Source organism: Cellulomonas sp. Y8, assembly GCF_008033115.1.
Taxonomy (GTDB): Bacteria; Actinomycetota; Actinomycetes; order Actinomycetales; family Cellulomonadaceae; genus Cellulomonas.
Genome location: NZ_CP041203.1, coordinates 3,967,424 through 3,987,671 on the forward strand (window position 1 = coordinate 3,967,424; position 20,248 = coordinate 3,987,671).

At 76.9% G+C, this 20,248-nt stretch carries 18 protein-coding genes; 12 read left to right on the forward strand and 6 right to left on the reverse strand.

The genetic code is table 11. The features are described from left to right. The first annotated feature begins 3 nt into the window (after positions 1–3). The 9 genes from FKM96_RS17980 to FKM96_RS21145 all read left to right on the forward strand — a co-directional run bounded on the left by FKM96_RS17980 (position 4) and on the right by FKM96_RS21145 (position 8,825). The gene (locus FKM96_RS17980; protein WP_371300538.1) at positions 4–1,725 is read left to right on the forward strand and encodes a dipeptide ABC transporter ATP-binding protein; all 1,722 of its coding nucleotides are present in this window, start codon (positions 4–6) and stop codon (positions 1,723–1,725) included. Beyond that, positions 1,722–3,056 carry a M20/M25/M40 family metallo-hydrolase gene (locus FKM96_RS17985; RefSeq protein ID WP_147796401.1) on the forward strand — a complete coding sequence of 445 codons (1,335 nt, stop codon included), beginning with the start codon at positions 1,722–1,724 and terminating at the stop codon, positions 3,054–3,056. Before FKM96_RS17980 ends, FKM96_RS17985 begins: the two co-directional genes overlap by 4 nt. A gap of 82 nt (positions 3,057–3,138) precedes the next feature. Then, complete coding sequence (locus FKM96_RS17990; RefSeq protein ID WP_147796402.1) at positions 3,139–3,990, forward strand: DUF4397 domain-containing protein; 852 nt, start codon at positions 3,139–3,141, stop codon at positions 3,988–3,990. A 211-nt stretch (positions 3,991–4,201) separates the two neighbouring features. Next, positions 4,202–4,888: a class F sortase gene (locus FKM96_RS17995; RefSeq protein ID WP_168217039.1), complete on the forward strand. Its 687-nt coding sequence runs from the start codon at positions 4,202–4,204 to the stop codon at positions 4,886–4,888. Then, positions 4,885–5,529, forward strand: a complete 645-nt coding sequence (locus FKM96_RS18000; protein ID WP_246855056.1) for an RNA polymerase sigma factor — start codon at positions 4,885–4,887, stop codon at positions 5,527–5,529. Before FKM96_RS17995 ends, FKM96_RS18000 begins: the two co-directional genes overlap by 4 nt. Continuing rightward, positions 5,510–6,379: an anti-sigma factor gene (locus FKM96_RS18005; RefSeq protein ID WP_147796404.1), complete on the forward strand. Its 870-nt coding sequence runs from the start codon at positions 5,510–5,512 to the stop codon at positions 6,377–6,379. The genes FKM96_RS18000 and FKM96_RS18005 overlap by 20 nt, the downstream gene beginning before the upstream one ends. A 32-nt stretch (positions 6,380–6,411) precedes the next feature. Beyond that, positions 6,412–6,735, forward strand: a complete 324-nt coding sequence (locus FKM96_RS22340) for a maleylpyruvate isomerase family mycothiol-dependent enzyme (protein WP_147796405.1) — start codon at positions 6,412–6,414, stop codon at positions 6,733–6,735. 28 nt (positions 6,736–6,763) lie between these two features. Continuing rightward, on the forward strand, positions 6,764–7,066 hold the full coding sequence (locus FKM96_RS20875; RefSeq protein ID WP_168217040.1) for a hypothetical protein: 303 nt from the start codon (positions 6,764–6,766) through the stop codon (positions 7,064–7,066). A 121-nt stretch (positions 7,067–7,187) separates the two neighbouring features. After that, on the forward strand, positions 7,188–8,825 hold the full coding sequence (locus tag FKM96_RS21145; RefSeq protein ID WP_147796406.1) for an FAD-dependent monooxygenase: 1,638 nt from the start codon (positions 7,188–7,190) through the stop codon (positions 8,823–8,825). A gap of 10 nt (positions 8,826–8,835) precedes the next feature. Here the strand turns inward: FKM96_RS21145 and FKM96_RS18025 are convergent, their stop codons facing one another. From FKM96_RS18025 to FKM96_RS18045, 5 genes are all read right to left on the reverse strand, one after another. After that, positions 8,836–9,195, reverse strand: a complete 360-nt coding sequence (locus tag FKM96_RS18025) for a VOC family protein (protein WP_147796407.1) — start codon at positions 9,193–9,195, stop codon at positions 8,836–8,838. 168 nt (positions 9,196–9,363) lie between these two features. After that, on the reverse strand, positions 9,364–11,277 hold the full coding sequence (locus tag FKM96_RS21980; RefSeq protein WP_147796408.1) for a DUF222 domain-containing protein: 1,914 nt from the start codon (positions 11,275–11,277) through the stop codon (positions 9,364–9,366). Between the two features lie 89 nt (positions 11,278–11,366). Further along, positions 11,367–11,708, reverse strand: coding sequence for an SHOCT domain-containing protein (locus tag FKM96_RS18035; protein ID WP_147796409.1), 342 nt, complete (start codon positions 11,706–11,708; stop codon positions 11,367–11,369). 76 nt (positions 11,709–11,784) lie between these two features. Further along, positions 11,785–12,237 carry a DUF6325 family protein gene (locus FKM96_RS18040; RefSeq protein WP_147796410.1) on the reverse strand — a complete coding sequence of 151 codons (453 nt, stop codon included), beginning with the start codon at positions 12,235–12,237 and terminating at the stop codon, positions 11,785–11,787. A gap of 37 nt (positions 12,238–12,274) precedes the next feature. Continuing rightward, entirely contained in the window at positions 12,275–12,946 is a 672-nt protein-coding gene (locus FKM96_RS18045; RefSeq protein ID WP_147796411.1) for a GAP family protein, read from the reverse strand. 220 nt (positions 12,947–13,166) lie between these two features. Here FKM96_RS18045 and FKM96_RS18050 point away from each other — a divergent pair, with 220 nt between their 5' ends. From FKM96_RS18050 to FKM96_RS18060, 3 genes are all read left to right on the forward strand, one after another. After that, positions 13,167–15,098 carry an alkyl/aryl-sulfatase gene (locus FKM96_RS18050; protein ID WP_147796412.1) on the forward strand — a complete coding sequence of 644 codons (1,932 nt, stop codon included), beginning with the start codon at positions 13,167–13,169 and terminating at the stop codon, positions 15,096–15,098. Next, entirely contained in the window at positions 15,095–16,834 is a 1,740-nt protein-coding gene (locus FKM96_RS18055) for a SulP family inorganic anion transporter (protein WP_210417303.1), read from the forward strand. Before FKM96_RS18050 ends, FKM96_RS18055 begins: the two co-directional genes overlap by 4 nt. 94 nt (positions 16,835–16,928) lie before the next feature. Further along, entirely contained in the window at positions 16,929–18,731 is a 1,803-nt protein-coding gene (locus tag FKM96_RS18060; protein WP_147796413.1) for an alkyl sulfatase dimerization domain-containing protein, read from the forward strand. A gap of 16 nt (positions 18,732–18,747) precedes the next feature. On the opposite strand, the gene FKM96_RS18065 is transcribed toward FKM96_RS18060, so the two are convergent. Then, positions 18,748–20,205 (reverse strand): DNA polymerase IV, encoded by a 1,458-nt coding sequence (locus tag FKM96_RS18065; protein ID WP_168217041.1) that lies wholly within the window; start codon positions 20,203–20,205, stop codon positions 18,748–18,750. Positions 20,206–20,248 lie beyond the last annotated feature (43 nt).

The window sequence follows — 20,248 nt, forward strand, 5'->3', positions numbered from 1 at the left end:
CAGCTGCAGGAGGACCGGGCCCCGGCGCGGGCCGACGCCGGCGCGACGCCCGTGCTCGAGGTCGAGGGCCTCGAGGTCGGCTACCGGACCCGGGACGGTCAGGTGTACCGGGCCGTGCGCGGGGTGGACCTGCGGGTCCGGCCCGGCGAGGTCGTCGCCCTGGTCGGCGAGTCCGGGTCCGGCAAGAGCACCACCGCGCACGCGGCGCTGCACCTGCTCGCCCGCGGCGGGTCGGTCACGGGCGGGCGGATCCGGCTCGGCGGGCGGGACGTGTCCGACCTCACCGAGCGCGAGTGGCAGGGCGTCCGCGGCCGGGAGGTCGGGCTGGTCCCGCAGGACCCGACCGTCTCGCTCAACCCCGTGCAGCGCGTCGGCGACCAGGTGGCGGAGGTGCTGGTCATCCACGGGCTCGCCCGGCGCCGGGAGGCGCGCCGCCGCGCGGTGGCCCTGCTGGAGCAGGCCGGCGTCCCGGACCCGGCCGCACGCGCCCGGCAGTACCCGCACGAGCTGTCCGGAGGCCTGCGGCAGCGGGTGCTCATCGCCATCGCGATCGCGGCGGGGCCGCGGCTGATCGTGGCCGACGAGCCGACCAGCGCCCTCGACGTCACCGTGCAGCGGCGCATCCTCGATCACCTGGAGACGCTGGTCCGCGACCGCGGGACGGCGCTGCTGCTCATCACGCACGACCTCGGGGTCGCCGCCGACCGGGCCGACCGGATCGTCGTGCTGGAGCACGGGGTGGTGGTCGAGGAGGGCACCGCCGACGAGGTGCTCGCGGACCCGCGGCACCCGTACACGCGGCAGCTGATCGCGGCGGCGCCGAGCCTCGCGGACGGGCGGCTGGGCCTGTCCGCGGCAGAGGCTCCCGCGGCGCCGGCCGCCGAGGTGGCGCCGGTGCTGGAGCTGGTCGACGTCCGCAAGGACTTCCCGCGCCCTCGCGGCGCCGCGGGGGCGCGCTCGCTGGTCGCCGTCGACGGCGTGAGCCTGCGCGTCGACCGCGGGACCACGTACGCCCTGGTCGGCGAGTCGGGCTCGGGCAAGAGCACCACCGCCCGCCTCGCGCTGCACCTGGAGCAGCCCACCGCGGGCCGGGTGCGGTTCCGCGGCGAGGACGTCACCGGCGCGCGCGGCGAGACCCTGCGCCGGCTGCGCCGCGGGTTCCAGGTCGTCTACCAGAGCCCCTACGCCTCGCTCGACCCGCGGTTCACGGTCGCGGACGTGATCGCCGAGCCGCTGCGCGCCTACGGCGTCGGCACCCGGGCGGAGCGCGCCGAGCGGGTGCGCGAGCTGCTCGCCGACGTCGCCCTGCCCGCCGACGCGGCCCGGCGCAGCCCGCGCGAGCTCTCGGGCGGGCAGCGGCAGCGGGTCGCGATCGCCCGCGCGCTGGCGCTGCGCCCGGACCTCGTCGTCCTCGACGAGCCGGTGTCGGCGCTCGACGTGTCCGTGCAGGCGCAGATCCTCGACCTGCTGGTCCGGCTGCAGGCGGAGCACGGGCTGACCTACCTGTTCATCTCGCACGACCTCGCGGTGGTCCGCCGGGTCGCCGACCACGTCGGCGTGCTGCACGACGGCCGGCTGGTGGAGCAGGGCACCGCCGAGGCGATCCTGCTCGACCCGCGCGAGGACTACACCCGCGAGCTCGTCGCGGCGATCCCGGGCCGCCGCCGACGCCCGGTCGCGCCGGCCGGCAGCACCGCCCGCACCGCCCCGGAGGAGGCCCGATGACCGCCCTGCCCGACGCCGCCCGCCTGGCAGGCGAGACCACCGAGCTCCTCCGGGCGCTGATCCGGAACGCCTGCGTGAACGAGGGCACCGTCGAGTCGGGCCAGGAGATCCGCAACGCCCGGACGATCGCCGACTACCTGGACGGCGCCGGCCTGGACCTCGAGGTCGTCGAGCCGCAGCCCGGTCGGGCGTCGCTCGTGACCCGGATCGAGGGCAGTGTCGCCGGGGCGCCGTCGCTGGGCCTCGTCGGGCACACCGACGTCGTCCCCGTCGAGCCCGACGGCTGGACCCGCGACCCGTTCGGCGGCGAGCTGGTCGACGGCTGGGTCTGGGGGCGCGGCGCGATCGACATGCTCGGGCTCACGGCCGCGTACGCCGTGGTCACCCGGGCGCTCGCGGCGTCGGGGGTGCGGCTGTCGGGCGACCTGCTGCTGGCGGCGGTCGCCGACGAGGAGCACGGCAGCGTCTGGGGGGTCGACTGGTTGACGACGCACCGGTGGGACCTCGTGCACGCCGACCACGTCCTCACCGAGTCGGGCGGCGTCCCCGTCGGTGCGCACCGCACGCTCGCCGTGGGGGAGAAGGGCGGCGCCGGCCGGCGGCTGCGGGTCGTCGGCACGCCGGGCCACGGCTCGGGCCCGTGGGGGAGCCGGAACGCGGTCGTCCTCGCCGCGGAGGCCGTGCGGCGCATCGCGGCGCTCCGCGGCCCGGTCGTGATCGGTGACCTGTGGCGGCGGTACGTCGACGCGCTCGACCTGCCCGCCGACGTCCGGGAGGCCGCCCTCGACCCGGACCGCCTCGACGAGGTGCTGCCGCTGCTCGGCGCGATCGCCCCGGTGGCGCACGCGACGACGCACACCACGGTCGCCCCGACCGTGCTGCACGGCGGGAGCAAGCCGAACGTCATCCCCGGGCACGCCGAGATCACCCTCGACATCCGGGTGCTGCCGGGCGCGCGGCCCGCGGACGTGGACGCGCTGCTCACCGAGGCGGTCGGCGACCTCGCACCGCACGTCGTCGTCGAGGGCGACCGGTGGGGTGAGCCGTCGCTCTCGCCGACCGACACCGAGCTGTACCGGGTGATCGAGAAGGCCGTCGGCGACCGCACCGGCGGGGCGCCCGTGCTGCCGACGCTCGGCACCGGCGGCACGGACGGCCGGTTCTACCGCCGGCGCGGGGTGCCGGCGTACGGCTTCGGCCTGCTGTCGCCGCACTGGGACGCGGGGACGTGGCGCGGCCTGTTCCACGGGAACGACGAGCGGGTGGACGTCGCGAGCCTCGAGCTCACCACCGCGGCGCTGCACGACGTGGTCACGGGCTTCCTGCGCTGATCGGTGCGCGGGTGCATCCGCGCGGGGTGCGGCGGCGGTAGAGGGGGTGTCAGCACGACCCCGCCGGAACGAGGAGCACCTCATGCGTCATCGTCCGTCCGTCACCCTCGCCGCCGCCGGCATCGGCTCGGCCCTGCTGGTGGCCGCCGCCGCGCTGCCCGCCTCCGCCGCCACCGGCGGGACGGCGTCGCTCGCCGTCCTGCACGGCGTCCCCGACCTGACCGTCGACGTCTGGGTCGACGGCACCCGCACCCTCGACGACTTCACGCCCGGCACGCTCGCGGGACCGCTGGACGTGCCCGCGGGCGCGCACACCCTCGCGATCACCGCCGCCGACGCCGCCGACGACAGCCAGCCGGCGATCGGCCCGGTCGACGTCACCCTCGAGGCGGGCGGCAGCTACACCGCGGTCGCGCACCTCACCGCCACCGGCGACCCGACCGCGACGCTGTTCACCAACGACACCTCCGCGGTGCCGGCGGGGCAGGGCCGCCTCACCGTCCGGCACGTCGCGGCCGCGCCGGCGGTCGACGTCCTCGCGGGCGGCAGCCCGGTCGTGACGAACCTGTCCAACCCGGACGAGCAGTCGCTCACCGTGCCCGCCGGGACGGTCTCCGCCGCCGTCGCGGCCACCGGGACCACCACGCCGGTGCTCGGCCCGACCGACCTCACGGTCGCCGAGGGCGCCGACACCATCGTGTACGCCTGGGGCTCGCTGGACGCGGGCAACCTGGCGCTCGCGGTGCAGACCATCAGCGGGCTGCACTCGGCCCCGGGCGGCGTGCCGTCCGGCGAGCTCGGCACCGCCGCCGAGGGCGGCTCCGGGCCCGCGGCGCCGTGGGTCGCGGCCGCGACGCTGCTGGCGCTGGTCGCGGTCGTCGGTGCGGTGCGGCCGGTGCGCCGGGCCCGCGCGACCGCCCGCGACCGCCGCTGAGACGACCGGGGCGCGGGTGCGTCGTCCCCGCCGCCCACGCCCCGGTCCAACCCGCGCGTCCCGCCCCGGTCCCCACCGGATCCTCGCGTCGCCACCCGATCGTCCGGGTGGCGACGCGAGGAAGGGGAGGGGACCGGGCCGGGACGCCCGACCCGGAGGCACCGTGCCACCCATCGACCCCGACCCCCGGCCACGCCGCAGCCCCCGTGGCGTGGCCGGGATCCTCCTCGCCGTCGTCGTGCTGGGGCTGGCGGCGGCGGGGGTGGCGGGGGCGTTCGCGGGCTCGGAGCGGCAGCGCGCGGTGCAGGTGGTGACGTCCCCGCCGACGCCGTCGGCGACCGCCGCGCCGTCGTCGACCACCCCGCCCGCGACCGCCCCGCCCGCGACCGCCCCCGCCGTGCCCGTCGCCCCCGCCACGCCGCCGCCGGCCGCGGCCCCGTCCCCGACCGCGCCGGTGCGGGTCGTGATCCCCGGCCGCGACGTCGACGTCCCCGTCGACCCGGTCGGCGTCGCCGCCGACGGGCAGATGGAGATCCCGCCGCTGGCCGAGCGCGGCGGCTGGTACCGGTTCGGCGCCGACCCCGGCGACCCGGCCGGGACCACGGTGGTCGCCGCGCACGTCGACTCGATCGCGTCCGGCGGGACCGGGCCGTTCGTGCACCTGGTCGACGTCCGGCCAGGCGACGCCGTCGAGGTCGCGCTCGCCGACGGCAGCACCCGCACGTACGCCGTCGACGCCGTGACCCGGTTCCCCAAGGACGAGGCGCGGTGGCCCGACGTGTTCACCCGGGACGGGCCGCCGCGGCTCGCGCTGGTCACGTGCGGCGGGGCCTTCGACCGGGACACGCGGCACTACGTCGACAACGTGCTGGTCACCGCCACCCCGGTCGGCGCATGATGGCCTCCGCGACCCCCGCAGCCCGCGGCGGGACCCGGCCCGCGAGGAGGCGCGCCCTGTCCAGCCCCGTCGCGCACCTGCGCCCGCCGCCCGAGTGGGACGACGACGCCCTGGCCCGCGCGTTCGAGGCGGGGGACGAGCAGGCGCTCGCCGAGGCGTACCGGCGGTGGTCGGCCTTCGTGCACACGGTGGCCCTGCGGGCGCTCGGGTCCGGCGCCGACGCCGAGGACGTCACCCAGCAGGTGTTCGTCGCCGCGTGGCGCGGGCGGTCCGGCTACCGGTCCGACCGCGGCCCGCTGCGCGCCTGGCTCACCGGCATCACCCGGAACGCCGTCGCCGACGCGCTGGCCCGCCGCAGCCGGGACGCGCGGGACCTGCGCGCCGTGGCCGCCCGCGCCGGCCGGGACCCCGAGCCGGAGGCCGCCCGGGTGGCCGACCACGTGGTCGTCGTCGACGAGCTGCACCGGCTCGGCGAACCGCAGCGGACCATCCTGGCGCTCGCGTTCTACGACGACCTCACGCACGACCAGATCGCCCGGCGGCTCGACCTGCCGCTCGGCACGGTGAAGAGCCACATCCGTCGTAGCCTGCAACGGCTGCGCGACCGGTTGGAGGTGGACGGTGCCGCACCTCGACCCTGACTCCGTCGCGCTCGCCGCGCTGGGCGAGCCGCTCGACGCGGCTCCCCGCGCGCACCTCGCGTCGTGCGCCGACTGCGCCCGCGAGGTGGCGTCGCTCGCCGCCGCGGCGGCCGTGGCGCGCGCCGGTGACGCGGGCGAGCTGGTCCCGCCGCCCGCCGCGGTGTGGGGGCGGGTGCGCGACGAGCTGGGGCTCGCGGAGGACGTCGTGCCGGAGGACATGGACCTCGCGCGCGGCGACGGGTCCGCGGTCGACCGTTCGGCGGACGACGGCTCGGGGGACCACGCCGCGGCGGCCGGCGGCGTGCCGGGTCCGGGGTCGGCGACGGGTCCGGGGTCGGCGACGGGTCCGGGTTCGGCGACGGGTCCGGGGTCGGCGACCGGCGTCGACCCCGCGCCCGCGGCCCCGCGCCGGCACCGGCGTGGCCCCTGGCTCGCCGCCGCGGCCGCCGGGCTCGTCGTCGGCGGCGTGGCGGGGGGCCTGGCCGTGTCCGCGGCGCTGCGCACCGAGCCCGAGACGGTCGTCGCCGAGGTCCGGCTGGACGCCCTGCCGGGGTGGTCCGCCTCGGGCGACGCCCAGGTCGAGGAGGACGCCCAGGGCCGGCGCACCCTGGTGGTCCGCGTGACCGACGCCGACGCCGACGGCTTCCGCGAGGTGTGGCTGCTCGACGCCGGGGCGACCCGCCTCGTGTCGCTCGGCCTGCTCGACGGCGACGAGGGGCGGTTCGCGCTCCCGCCCGGCCTCGACCTCGCCGAGTTCCCCGTCGTCGACGTGTCCGCCGAGCCGTTCGACGGCGATCCGGCGCACTCGGGTGACAGCATCGTGCGGGGCGAGCTCGCCCTGCCCGCCTGACCGGGCGGGACCACCGAGGACGCGGAGCGCACATGACCTCCTGGGCACCCGAGCGGTACTGGTCGGCGATTCGGGAGGAGCGAACGCGGTTCGCCGCGGAGCTGGCCGCCCTGCCCCCCGAGGCGTGGTCGGCGCCGACGCTGTGCGGCGACTGGTCCGTCGAGGACGTCGTCGCGCACCTGACCGCCGGGGCGAGCACGGGGGCGGTGGGCGTGGCTGCGCAGCATCGCCGCCGCGCGGTTCGACGCCGACCGGCACAACGCGCGACGGCTCGCCGAGCACCGCGGCCCGGCGCCCGCCGGCACGCTGGCCGGCTTCCGGTCCGTCGTCGACTCCCGGGTCGCGCCCACGGGTGACCTGTGGGCGTGGCTCGGCGAGGTCGTCGTGCACGGCACCGACGTCCGCGAGCCGCTCGGGCTGCCCGGCGCCCCGGACCCGGAGGCCGTCGAGGCGGTCGCGGCGGGCTACGCGCGGCGGGACTTCGCCGTGGCGTCCCGCACGGTCGCGAGGGGCGTGCGGCTGGTCGCGGACGACGGCGGGTTCCGCGCCGGCGACGGCCCGGAGGTCACCGGCACGACGCTCGACCTGGTCATGGCGATGGCGGGCCGGCCGTCCGCGGTGGCGCGGCTCGCCGGCGAGGGTGCGCCGGTGCTGGCGGCGACCGTGGCCCGCCGGCAGCGGGGCTGAGCGCAGGGCGCGCGGCGGCCCGGGTCATCCGCGGCGGGTGAGGCCGCGGCGCGCCGCGCGCGGACACGGTGGGCGCGGGCCGGACCGCGCACCGCGGGGGCGGCAGCCGGACGGAGGCGCGATGGGCGGCAGCGGGGGAGCGTCGTCCGCCGTGCTCGTCGTGGGTGCGGGCCCCGTGGGCCTGACCGCCGCCTGCGAGCTCGCGCGGCAGGGTGCACGCGTCCGGCTCGTCGACGCGTTGCCGGAGCCCACGGAGCAGTCGCGCGCCGTGATCGTGCACGCCCGCACCCAGGAGCACCTCGCCGCGATGGGCGTGCTGGACGAGCTCGCCGCCCGCGCGGTCGAGATCACCGCTGTCGAGGTCCGGTCCGGCGCCGCGGGCACGCTGCGCCTGCGTGCGTCCACCCGCGGCATCGACTCCCGGTACCCGCGCGCACTCGACACCCCGCAGCCGGTGACCGAGGCGGTGCTCGCGGGCCTGGCCGCGCGACGAGGTGTCGTCGTCGAGCGCGGGGTGCGGCTCACCGACCTGGCCCAGGACGACGACGGCGTCGACGTGACCCTCGAGTCCGCGGCCGGGCCCGAGCGGGTGCGCGTCGGCTGGGTGGTCGGCGCCGACGGCGGGCACAGCCGGGTCCGCGCCGCGGTGGGCGAGCGGATCGAGGGCGTGTTCCACGGCGAGCACTTCCTGTTCGCCGACGTCGCCGCGGCGACCACGCTCCCGCCGGACACCATCCGGCTGTTCGCCGGGGCGGACGGCGTGTCCGGGGCGTTCCCGATGCCGGACGGCCGCACGCGGTTCCTGGTCCAGGTCCCCGCCCCGGGCCCGTCCGGCGACCCGACGCTCGCCGAGGTGCAGCGGCTCGTCGACGAGCGGATGGGCGAGCACTGGCGGCTGAGCGACCCCCGGTGGCTCGTCGGGTTCGAGGTGCACCACGGCCAGGTCGAGCGGTACCGCCACGGCCGCGTGCTGCTCGCCGGCGACGCGGCGCACGTGCACAGCCCGGCCGGTGGCCAGGGCATGAACACGGGGATGCAGGACGCGGTCAACCTCGCGTGGAAGCTCGCGCTCGTCAGCACCGGGCGGGCCGGGGACGCGCTGCTCGACAGCTACCACGTGGAGCGCCACCCGGTCGGCGCCGCTGTCGTCCGGCAGACCACCCGGCTCACGCACGCCGTCGCCACGCAGGGGCCGCGGGGGCACCTGCGCGACGTCGGGCTGCTGCTGCTCGGGCACCTGCCGGCGGTCGGGGAGGCGGTCGCGGCGAGCCTCGCCGAGGTGCGGCTGCGGTACCGCGGGAGCCCGGCCGTCGGCGGCGGGGACGGGGTCCGCGGGGCGTGCCCGGGCGACCACGCCCCGGACCCGGTCGGGCTGTCGGACGCCGCGGGGGTGCCGGCCCACGTCGGTGACCTGCTGCGCCGACCCGGGCACCTGCTGCTGACCACCTGCCTGTCCCGGACGTCGCACGACCGGCTGCGGGCGGTGCTCGGCGGGCTCGGGACCGTCGTCCCGGTGGTCCCGGCCCCGCCGCCGTCGACGCGGACGCCGACGCACCCGGCTCCGGACGGGTCGAGCGGCGGGCCCGTGCTGGTCGACCCGGGCGGCGTCATCGCCGACCGGTACGGGATCGGCCACGACGGCGCCGCGCTGATCCGGCCCGACGGCTACCTGGGCTACCTGTCGGCACGGACCGACCCCGCGGCGGTCGCCCGGCACCTCGCGGAGCGCGAGCACCTGGTCGGCGTCGGCGGGGCGTGACGCGACGTCGTCACCAGCAGAGGCAGAACGGGTGCCCCGACGGGTCCGCGTACACCTGGAAGCCCTCGGGAGCGGCCGGGTCGTCCGCCTGCTTCAGCAGCTCGGCGCCCAGCCCGGTGACGTGCGCGTGCGCCTCCGCGAGGTCCTCGACATAGAGGTCGAGGTGGATCTGCTGCTGCTCGCCGTCGGGCCAGTCGGGCCGCACGTGGTTCGGGGCCAGCTGGAACCCCATCCGCGGCTCGCCGTCGACGTAGAGCATGTGCCAGTCGTCGTCGGGCTCCACCGTCCCGCCGAGGACACCCGCCCAGAACGTGCTCTCCGTCGCGAGGTCGGCCGTGTCGAACACCGTCACCTGATGCCTGATCCGCATGTCCCGATGCTGGCACCGGCCGCTGACGGGCGCGACGTGGCGAGGACGGGGCCGCGGGCCGGGTGCCGTCGCGGACCGCGGGTCGGGCACGGAGCGGTCGACGGTGTGGTCGACGGTGTGGTCGACGGTGTGGTTGAGACGCGTGTCGGCGGCGGGCGTGCCCTCGCCTCAGAACGGGGGTGGTGCGTCGTACGGGTCGGCCGTGGCGTCGTGGGTCTGCCCGGTGCCGGGTCGGGTGAGGTAGCGGTGCCCGGTGGGGGTGATCCACTCGTAGAGCCCGGGGCTGATCTGTCGCAGCCGGAACCCGCCGTCGGTCTTCAACCGGTGGTGCCGGTGGCACACGGGCCCGAGGTTGTCGGCGTCGGTTCCGCCGAGGGGCGCGTCGGGGTCGCCACCCGGTCGAGGGCGGAACTCCTGGGTGTGGTCGAGCTCGCAGCTGCAGGCCGGGACCCTGCACCCGGGTGCCGCGCACGTTCCGTCGCGGGTGCGGATCAGGTCGGCCAGGGCGGCGGGTGGTCGGTAGCGTTCGCGGCCGACGTCCAGGACCCGGTCGGTGAGGGGGTCGGTGACGACGCGCTGCCAGACCCCGCCGATCGCCAGGGCGCGGGCCTGGACGGCGTCGATGGGGCCGTGGCCGTCGAGGTGGGCGGGCTGGTCGTCAAGCCCGAGCAGGGTCGAGGCGGGGATGGTGATGCGGACCTCGGCGCCAGGACGGCCCGAGCAGCGGGTGCAGCCGCGACGCGCGGGTGCGGGTGCAGGCGCGACGGCGCTCGGCGCACGTACGGGGGCGGTGACCGCGACGACGGGTGCAGCGGTGCCGGTCGGGGCGTCGGGCGACGTGGCTTCGCTCGGGGCGTCGGGCGTCGTGGCTTCGGTCGGGGCGTCGGGCGTCGTGGCTTCGGGTGGTGCGCCCGGCGCCGTGGCTCGGGGCGGTGCGGTCGGCGACGTCGCTTCGGTCGGTGCGTCGGGCGGCGAGGCAGGGTGGCCCACGCACGGCCCTCCGTCGGTGGCGGTGTCGTCGAGCGGGGTGAGGGTGGCGACCGGGATCGGCTCGACCGGGCGCGTGAGCAGCACACCGTCCCGGTCGGTGAGGCTCGCCCCGTTCCACGACCGTCGCGGCTCCGGCGGCATGGGTAGGCCCGGGGACAGGTGGACCTCGAACGCCGGCCCGTCCGACGCGGGGACGTCCCCGACCACCAGGTCGCGCAGCCCGTCGGCCCGCAGCTGGTCCAACGTCCGGTCGTCGCCGAGCGCTTTGGCGGTCTTCGCGGCGTGCGTGAGGACCCCGTCGACCCGCAGCGCGTCCGCCGCGTCCAGGACCAACCACATGGAGGCCATGCCGTCCGGCTGGGGCCGGGGGTGGGAGACCTTGCGGGTGCACCGGGCGCGCTCGCGGCGGGCGGCGGCGCCCTCGGGGTCGACCAGGCGGATCTCCCGCGCCACCCGCTGGCGCAGCTCGGCGACCGAGCACTGATCGGCGTCCGGCAGGACAGCGTCCTCGACCGCGTGCGCGACCTGGAAGGGCAGGTCCGCCAGCCCTGCGGTCAGGACCTGGGCCTTGGCGGGATCGAGGTGACCGACCTCCAGGGCCTCCCGGGTCGCGCCGAGCATGCTGTCGAGCACCAGGGCCCGGTGCACGGTCTTCGTCGCGGCGACCCGCGACCACCCCAGTCGCATCGCGAGCTCGTCGCCCGCGACGCACGCCTGCGTCGGCGGGGCACCCGCCAGCGGCGACCACTCCGGGCTCATCTCCTCCCGGGAGGCCAGCTCCGCGATCAGGCCCAGGGTCCGGGCGTGCTGGTAGGACTCGATCCGGGTCTGCGCGGCGATCACCTCGACCACGATCGCCGAGGGCAGCACGCTCGCATCCAGCCCCCGCAACCAGGCATCCAGCTCGGGTCCGGGCTCGCAGGACCGGATCGCCTCGATCTGCCGCTGCTCGCCCGTGCGCGGCGCCCCACCCGCGGCGACGACGGGGCCCGGGCCGAAGTCCGTCAGGCAGGTCCCGTCGGGCCCGTAGACCGGCAGCACCACGGCGGCGACCGGGTCGCCGTCGGGGTGTTCCTGCAGGTCAGATGCCATGGAACGACACTACCGACGCCCACCGACACGACCCCGGTGCCCGACCCCCGCCCTGGGGACGCGGCACGACCACGGCACCTGTGGAGGACTCAGGCGAGCAGCTTGGCCTTGGCCGCGGTGAAGTGGTAGTCGTCCAGGACGTGCGCCTCGTGCAACCGGGCGAGCCGCTGGAGCTGCTCGACCAGCCCGGCGTCGTCGGCCGGCTCCGGCGGCGCCCCCGCGTGCCGGGCGGCGTCGCGGGCGGCGTCCTCGACGCGCCGCTGCTGCTCGGCCTCGGCGAGCTGCTGCTGCTCGAACGACTGCTCGTCGCGGGTGTACTGGTGGCGGCGGACGGCGCCGGCGGTGGCGCTGGCGGTGCCGGCGATGACGGCGGTGCGGGCGGCGGTCCCGATCAGTCCGGGTCGGCCGAAGCGGGGCATGAGCAGGGGCACGGCGGTTCCTCCAGGTCTCGGCAGGGACGGCAGGTCTCGGCAGGGACGGCAGGGGCAGCGGGGCTGGGACGACGCGTCAGGACGCCGCGAGGGCGTTGACGACCTCGGCCGGGACGAGCTCGGCGTGCGCGACGACCGCGCCGGCCTCGCGCGCGGCCGCCGCCAGCGCGGCGGCCCAGAGGTGCTCGACGACGATGACGAGCGCGCTCGCGCCCGGGGGCAGGGACTCGGCGACCAGCCCGAGGTCGTGCTCGCCGGCGAGCCCGCGGCCGACGAGGTCGGCGAGGTCCGCGAGGTCGGCGAGCCCGTCGGCCGCGGGGCCGTCCAGGTCGGCGACCTCGACGATCTCGATCCCGTCGTCGTCGGGCCGGACCACCACCACGTCGACCACCCGGACCCGGTCAGACCCGGCGAGCGCTGCGACCTCCGCGAGCACCGGCCCCGGGACGTCGTCCCCGGGGAACGCGAGCGCGATCAGCTCGACCGGGCCGAACGCGGGCGCGGCGCCCTCGTCGGGTGAACCTGCCATCACTGCCTCCCACCGTCGGGCCCGGCCGGCCGTCGCCTCACAGGGCGGCGATCCCGTCGCCGAGCATCTTCGCGCCGATCACGAGCAGCAGGACCGCCATGATCGCCGCGTTGTGCTGCACCATCCAGGTCTTCAGCTCGTCGAGCACGGCGCCGGCGCGCGGGCCGCCCGCGAGGTAGACGACGAGCGGCGCCGCCACGCCCAGGGACGCGACGACCACGAACACCGCAAGCGCGCCGAGCCGTGCGCCGGTCGAGGGGGTGGCCGCGGCGATGGCTGCCGCACCGGACACGACGAGCAGCAGGTTCTTCGGGTTGACCACCCCGAGCAGCACCGCCAGGCCGAACGCCCGGGCCGGGGTGAACCCGTCGACCGCGCGCATCCAGCCGGGGGTCGGCGGCTCGGCCCCGCCGCGGGGCCGGGTCCGCCAGCTCCGGAGGGCGAGCAGGACCAGGAGCAGGCCGAGGACGATCTTGAGCACGCTCGCCCAGGTCGGGGGCGTGCCGTCGCCGGCGGCACCGGCGGCGCCGGCGACCAGCACCAGCACCGCGCCGACCACCGCGATGCCGACGACCCACCCGAGAAGGAACGTCGAGGCGTTCGACCGGGCTCGCGGCGTCAGCAGCATCAGCACGACGGCCACGATCGGCATCGGGCTGATGAGCACGCCGACGGCGACGGGCAGCGACTGGCCGACGGCCTCGCCCACGGTGGCCTCCTCGGTGCGGCGGCGGGGTCGGCGGTCCGGGAGCCGACGCGCTCCAGCCTGCGGGGCGACCCGGCGGGCGATCGTCACCCCGCGGGGATGACCCGGCCCGCCGGGCCCGTTCACCCGCCCCGGACGACGACGGCGGCGCCCCGCGCCGGTGACGCTCGGACCGACCCCGACGACAGCCGCGCCACGCGGCGCCGAGACCGGAGGACCCGCCATGACGTACCGCCCGAAGGACGCGACCCCGGCGACGCGGGAGGTGCTGCGCGCGGCCCGCGAGCGGTACGCCCTGGACGACCGCGGGGACTTCGAGGACGCCGTCCGCGGCAAGATCGCCGACATCCCCGACGGCCGGGTGCTGAACGACGCGGGGCAGCCGACGCTCGACCTGGCGGAGTTCGCCTTCCTCGGCGACGGCGCGGGCGGACCCGACGACCCCGACGGCGCCCCCGAGCCGGACACCGTCGACGCCAGCCTGTGGCGGCAGTCCCGGCTGATCACCCGCGCCGGCCTGTTCCGGGTCGTCGACGGGATCTACCAGGTGCGGAACACCGACATCGCGGGGGTCACGTTCGTCGTCGGTGACGACGGCGTGGTCGTCATCGACTGCGCGGCCGCGGTCGAGGCGTCCCGGCAGGCCCTCGCGCTGCTCCGGGAGCACGTCACCGACAAGCCGGTGGTCGCGATCATCTACACGCACACGCACGTCGACCACTACGGCGGCGTGAAGGGCCTCGTGGACCCCGCGGACGTCGCGTCGGGGAAGGTCCCGATCATCGCTCCCGGCACGATCGCCTCGTTCGACAAGTTCGCCATCGGGGAGAACGTGATCGCCGGAAACGCGATGTCCCGGCGCGGCCTGTACGCGTTCAACAGCCTGCTCGACCACGGCCCCCGGCAGGCCGTGAGCGCCGGCATCGGGATCGCGACCTCGGCGGGCGCCACGGTGTCGTACCTGTCGCCGACGGACCCGATCACCGAGACGGGCCAGAGCCGCCGGATCGCCGGGCTGACCTTCGAGTTCCTGTACGCGCCGGACACCGAGGCGCCCGAGGAGATGCACATCTGGATCCCCGAGCTCAAGGCCCTCACCTGCGCGGAGAACGCCAACCACTCGCTGCACAACATCCAGACGCTGCGCGGTGCCCGCACCCGGGACGCCCGGAACTTCGCGCGGTACCTGGACGAGACGCTGGTCCGCTGGGGCGACGAGGTCGAGGTGCACTTCGGCCCGCACACCTGGCCCGTGTGGGGCAACGCGGCCGTGGTCGACTTCCTGGAGTCGCAGCGGGACACCTACAAGTACCTGCACGACCAGGCGCTGCGGCTGGCGAACAAGGGGTACACCCCGCTCGAGGCGGCCGAGGTCATCGAGCTGCCCGAGGCGCTCGGCCGCCGCTGGTTCAACCGCGGCTACCACGGCACGGTGCACCACGACGTGCGCGCGGTGTTCACCAAGGAGCTGGGCATGTGGGACGGCGACCCGGTGTCGCTGCACCCGCACCCGCCGGTCGAGTCGGCGCGCCGGTGGGTCGCGGCGTTCGGGGCGGACACGCTCGTGGCGGAGGGGCGGAGGGCGTTCGACGCCGGGGACTACCGGTGGGCGGCGCAGGTGCTGCACCCCGTGGTGTTCGGGGAGCCCGACCACCGCGCGGCGCGCGAGCTCCAGGCGGACGCCTACGAGCAGCTGGGCTACCAGGCGGAAGGACCGCAGTGGCGGGGCATCTTCCTCACCGCGGCCCGTGAGCTGCGCGAGGGCGCGATCCCGGCGCGGTTCGCCACGGCCAGCCCGGACAGCATCGCGGCGATGCCGGTCGACATCCTGTTCGACTTCGCTGCGGTGCACGTGATCGGGGAGAAGGCGGCCGACGTGGACCTGGCGTTCGACGTCGACTTCACGGACCTGGGCGCGACGTGGACCGTCCGGATCGCGCACGGCGTGCTGAACGCCCGTCCCGGCGCCTTCGGCGCCCCGCTGACCCTGCGCGGGCCCAAGCCCGTGGTCGCCAGCGCCCTGGTCGCGCCGGGGAGCGTCGAGGGGCTGGAGCGGTCCGGCCACCTGACGCTCGACGGCGACCGCGGCGTGCTGGAGACCTACGGCTCGCTGATCGACTCCTTCGACCCGGACTTCGCCGTCGTGACGCCGTGACGCGTCCCCTGCCCGACCGGCCGCCCGACGGGTCGCGACGCCGCCGCCCGCGACTCGGCCGGCCGACCCGGCAGGACGCCGTGTCGGGGTTCGTCACGGGCCTGTTCTCGATCCCGGAGGGCATGGCCTACGCCTCGATCGGCGGGTTCAACCCGCTGGTCGGCCTGTACTCGGGCATGGTGCCCACGTCCGTCGGCTCGCTGCTGTCCCGCACGGTGCTGATGACGACCACGCTCACCAGCGCCATCGCCCTGACCTCGCACAGCGTGCTGGCCGACGCGGGCCTGGACGCCGACGACCCGGCGAACCTCGCCACGCTCACGGTCCTCGTGGGCGTCGTCATGCTGCTGCTCGGGGTCCTGCGGCTGGGCTCGGTGATGAGCTTCGTGTCGAACGCGGTGATGACCGGGTTCACGACCGGGATCGCGCTGCAGATCGTCGCCGGGGTGATCGGCGACGCCACCGGCTACGAGACCGAGCGGCACAACACGATCGCGAAGGTCGTCGACGGCCTGGTGCACCTGCCGCAGTGGGACCTCGCCTCGACCGCCGTCGCCTCCGCGACCGTGCTGTGCTGGTGGGCCGCCCACGCGGTGCGGCGGCTGCGGGCGTTCGCCGTGCTGATCGCCCTGCTCGTGGTCAGCGTCGGGGTCGCGGTCCTGCGCGTGGACGTGCGCGAGGCCGGCGACATCGGCGCGATCCCGCGGGCGCTCCCGCTGCCGGTGCTGCCCGACGTGTCCGCCGTCCCGGCGCTCGCCACGGGGGCCGTCGCCATCGCGCTGGTCGCGCTCGCCCAGGCCGCCGGCATCGGGGCGGCGGTGCCGAACCCGGACGGCAGCCGGTCGAACCTGTCGGGCGACTTCACCGCCCAGGGCGTCGCCAACATCGCAGGCGGGTTCTTCCGGGCGCTGCCGACCGGCGGCTCGCTGTCCCGCACGGGCGTCGCCACCAGCGCGGGCGCCCGCACCCGGTGGGCCGGCGTCTTCGCGGGGATCTTCCTCGCGGTCCTCGTGCTCGTCGCCGGCCCGCTGGCGGAGCGGATCCCGATGCCGGTGATCGGCGGCCTGGTCGTCGTCATCGCCGGCGAGCTGATCGTGGGCCGGGTCCCGGACATCCGACTGGTCCTGCGGACGGGCGCGCTGCCCGCGGCGGGCATGGTGCTGACCTTCCTCGCCACCACGCAGCTCGCCCTGCAGTACGCGATCTTCCTCGGGGCGATCGTCTCGCTGGTGCTGTTCTGCGTGAACGCCCAGCGCCAGGCCCGGCTGGTCCGGCTGGAGCGCGACGACGACGGCCGCTGGCGCGCCGCGGACGTGCCCGCCGAGGTCGCCCCGGGGTCCGTGGTGGTGCTGCACTACGAGGGCGTCAGCCTGTTCGCCGAGATGGCCCGGCTCGACGAGACGTGGCCGGACCTGTCCGGGGCGCGGCGCTCCGTCGTCCTGCTCGACGTCCGGACCATGCCCGACGTGCCCTCGTCGACGATCGTCAAGGCGCTGCTGCGCCGGGCCGGGCAGCTCCGCGCGAGCGGGTCGCGGCTCGTGGTCGTCGGGGCCGACCACGTGCTCGCGGGGGTGTTCGAGCGGACCGGGCTGACCGCCGCGCTCCGGCCGGGGGACGTGCGGCCGGGCACGTCCGTCCTGCTCGAGGCGCTGGACGCGGCGTACGACGAGGCCGTGGCGTGGGTGGCGCGGGCGCCCGATCCGGGCCCCCCGGGCGGTGTCATCCCGCCGGGGTGAGGCCCAGGGTCCACGCCCCTGATCGACTCGTGGTGGACGGCGCCGTCCGTGACGCCGACCGGTCCCGCACCGCCACCACCACCGGAGGTCCGCCGTGAGCGCAGTCGACCAGCTGTCCACCGTCGAGGACTGGGAGCGGTACTTCGGCTCCTTCGCCGAGCACCTCGCCCCCGTCGCGCACGACGCGGGACCCAGCATCACCGTGGTCGACCCGGCCGGGACCATCCACCCCGAGCAGACGGCGTGGGCCCGGCAGATGCCCCGACGGATCTACGAGCCCGTGGCCGGCCGGGTCTACGTGGCGCACGGGTACCAGCTGTGCTCGACCACGATGCTCGTGGGCGACGACGGCGTGGTGATCGTCGACCCCGGCGAGTCCGACACCGCGTCGGCCGAGGTGCTCGCGGACTTCCGCCGGTTCTCGGACCTGCCGGTCCGGGCGGTCGTGTTCACGCACCGGCACCCCGACCACTGCTACGCGCTGGCCGGCCTCGGCGTGACGCACGACGACGTGGACTCCGGTGCGGTCGAGATCATCGCGCACGAGTCGTTCGCGCGCTGGCTGCTCAACGACGCCGGGGTCGTGGGGCCCATCCTCACGGCGCGCACGAGCCTGGTGACGTTCGCCGGCTTCGGCCCCACGGGGGTGGTGCACGGCGGCCTCGGGCCGGTCGCCCCGCACGGGCCGAAGAGCACGCACCTGCCTACCCGCACGGTCGGGGACACCGCGGAGCTGGAGGTCGCCGGCCTCCGGATCGTCGCCTTCCACGCGTACGGCGACGCGCAGGACGAGATCGACCTGTGGCTGCCCGAGCTCGGCCACGTGCACGGCTCGGAGACGATCCAGGGCGAGACGTTCCCGAACCTGTACACGCTGCGCGGCACCGCGTACCGGGACGTGGAGGCGTGGCGGGAGGGCGTGGACACGCTGCTGGACTACGCGCGGGGTGCCACGTCGTACTCGGGGTCGCACATGCGGCCCTGGGTCGGCACCGACTTCATCGTCGAGCGCATCACGCACTACCGCGACGTCATCCAGTTCCTGCACGACCAGTCGATCCGGCACATCAACCGCGGGGCCACGCCCGAGGAGCTGGTGGAGCTCGTCGCGCGCCGGCTGCCGGACCACCTGCGGGACGACCCGTGGCTGCAGCCCTACTACGGCGCGCCCGAGCACTGCGTGCGCGCGATCTACGACGGGACGCTGGGCTGGTTCACCGGGGACGCGACCCAGCTCGCGGCGCCGCTGCACGCCGACCGGGCGCGCCGCTACGTGGAGGCGCTCGGCGGGCGGGACGCGGTGGTCGACCGGGCGCGCACGGCGCTCGCGGCGGGCGACCACGGCTGGGCTGCCGAGCTGCTCACGCACGTCGTGCGCGTCGACCACGGCGACACCGAGGCGCGGCACCTCAAGGCGGAGGCACTGCGGGCGTGGGGCTACGGCCAGAAGAACATGTACTGGCGGACGATGGCGATCGGCGGCGCCAACGAGCTCGACGACGCGATCGACTACACCCAGGTGTACGAGTTCCAGCCGCCCGACGTCGTGGACGCGATCCCGGCCGGCACCACGGTGGCGGGGCTGCGCGTCCGGCTCGACGCCGCCCGCGCCGCCGGGGTGCACCGCACGCTCGCCTGGCGGTTCCCGGACACCGGCGGGTCGGTCGCCCTGGAGCTCCGGCGCGGGGTCGCCGTCGTGCACGACCCGGCGCCGGACGACGCGGACGCGGAGATCACCATCGACGCGGCGGCGGTGCGTGCGCTCGGCCCCCGCCTCTCGGACGCCGACGACGTGGTCGCGCAGGCGAAGCAGGTGCGCGACGAGCCGCTGGTGCGGGAGCTGCTCGGGTACTTCGACCCGGTGCCCGCGACGCCGCCGCGCCTGGTGGTGCGGTGACGGGCGCGGTGCCTCGCTAGGCCTGCCCGGGGTCCTCCGCGGGGCCGGCGTCCTCCAGCTCCGCCCCGTCGGGCCCGAGCGCGCCGACCAGCTCGACCTCCTCCGTCGCCGGGTCCAGCCAGATCTGCCGGCCGGGCCCGGTCGCGGCGGTCTCGAACCGGACGGCGACCCGGCCGTCGTCGCGCGCCTTCACGACCCAGCCCCGGCCGTGCGCCGGGTGCCGGACGTCGAGCCCGGGGGCGGCGTCCTCGGCGCGGAGCCGGCCGCGGCGGCGCCGGGCCACGGGGCGGAGCGCGTCGGGGTCGGCGGTGCCGAGGTCGGCCCCGGTGCCCTCGGAGGCCGGCGTGCCCGCGCCCGGCGCGCCCGGGCCGGCCGCGTCGAGGGGCCCCGCCAGGTCCAGCATCAGCTGCGCGTGCTCCGACAGGCCGCTGAACGCCACCCCGAGCAGCCGCACCGGCTCGGCCAGCTCCACCAGGTCCAGCGCCCGTGCAGCCGCCTCGTGCAGCGCCGCCCGGTCCGCGGTCGGCGACGGCAGGGACACCGCGCGGGTCACGGTGCTGAAACCGGCGAACCGCACCTTCGCCGTCACCGTGCGGGCCGCGCCGCCGTGCCGCTCCAGGCGGGTGTAGGCCTGGTCGACGACCGCCGGCAGCTGCGCCGCGACCTCGGCCCGGCCGTGCAGGTCCCGCTCGAACGTGTGCTCGGCGCCGGCGGACTTCCGCTCCCGGGTCTCGGCCACGGGCCGGTCGTCCCAACCGCGCGCGACCCGGAACAGGTTCGACCCGGCGGCCTCGCCCAGCACCATCGTCAGGGTGTCGAGCGGCTGCCCGCGCAGGTCCTCGACGGTGCGCACGCCGATCTTCTCCAGCCGCTCCGCGGACACCGGCCCGACGCCCCACAGCGACCGCACCGGCATCGGGAGCAGGAACGCGTCCTCGTCCTCGGGCGCGACCACCACGACCCCCGCGGGCTTGGCGGCCGCGGAGGCGAGCTTCGCGACGAGCTTGGACCGGCCCATCCCGACGGACACCGGCACACCGGCGAGCTCGACCGCGCGCTCCCGCAGGTCCCGGGCGACCCCGGGCCAGCCGTCGGGGCCGGGACGCACGGCGCCGAGGTCGGCGAACGCCTCGTCGATGCTCAGCGGCTCGACCGCGTCCGACCGCTCGCGCAGCGCCGCCATGATCCGCGCCGAGTACGCGGTGTACGCGTCGAACCGGGGGACCACGACGGTCGCCTGCGGGCACGCGCGCCGGGCGCTCGCCATCGACATGGCGGACCGCACGCCCATCGCCCGGGCCTCGTAGGACGCGGCGGCGACCACCCCGCGCGGCCCGGTCCCGCCGACCAGCACCGGGCGCCCGCGCAGCGAGGGGCGCTGCGCCTGCTCGACCGACGCGAAGAAGGCGTCCGCGTCCAGGTGCGCGATGCTCGGCTCGGTGCGCAGGCGCGGGGCCGTCACCTCGCTGCTCACCGGGCCATGCTGCCGCACGGCACCGACACGCGCCGCCGCGGCG

Bases quoted from the DNA above. Each gene is read 5' to 3' on its own strand.
- FKM96_RS17985 (WP_147796401.1), top strand. From the start codon at position 1,722: ATGACCGCCCTGCCCGACGCCGCCCGCCTGGCAGGCGAGACCACCGAG.
- FKM96_RS17990 (WP_147796402.1), top strand. From the start codon at position 3,139: ATGCGTCATCGTCCGTCCGTCACCCTCGCCGCCGCCGGCATCGGCTCG.
- FKM96_RS18000 (WP_246855056.1), top strand. From the start codon at position 4,885: ATGATGGCCTCCGCGACCCCCGCAGCCCGCGGCGGGACCCGGCCCGCG.
- FKM96_RS22340 (WP_147796405.1), top strand. From the start codon at position 6,412: ATGACCTCCTGGGCACCCGAGCGGTACTGGTCGGCGATTCGGGAGGAG.
- FKM96_RS21145 (WP_147796406.1), top strand. From the start codon at position 7,188: ATGGGCGGCAGCGGGGGAGCGTCGTCCGCCGTGCTCGTCGTGGGTGCG.
- FKM96_RS18025 (WP_147796407.1), bottom strand. From the start codon at position 9,195: ATGCGGATCAGGCATCAGGTGACGGTGTTCGACACGGCCGACCTCGCG.
- FKM96_RS21980 (WP_147796408.1), bottom strand. From the start codon at position 11,277: ATGGCATCTGACCTGCAGGAACACCCCGACGGCGACCCGGTCGCCGCC.
- FKM96_RS18040 (WP_147796410.1), bottom strand. From the start codon at position 12,237: ATGGCAGGTTCACCCGACGAGGGCGCCGCGCCCGCGTTCGGCCCGGTC.
- FKM96_RS18050 (WP_147796412.1), top strand. From the start codon at position 13,167: ATGACGTACCGCCCGAAGGACGCGACCCCGGCGACGCGGGAGGTGCTG.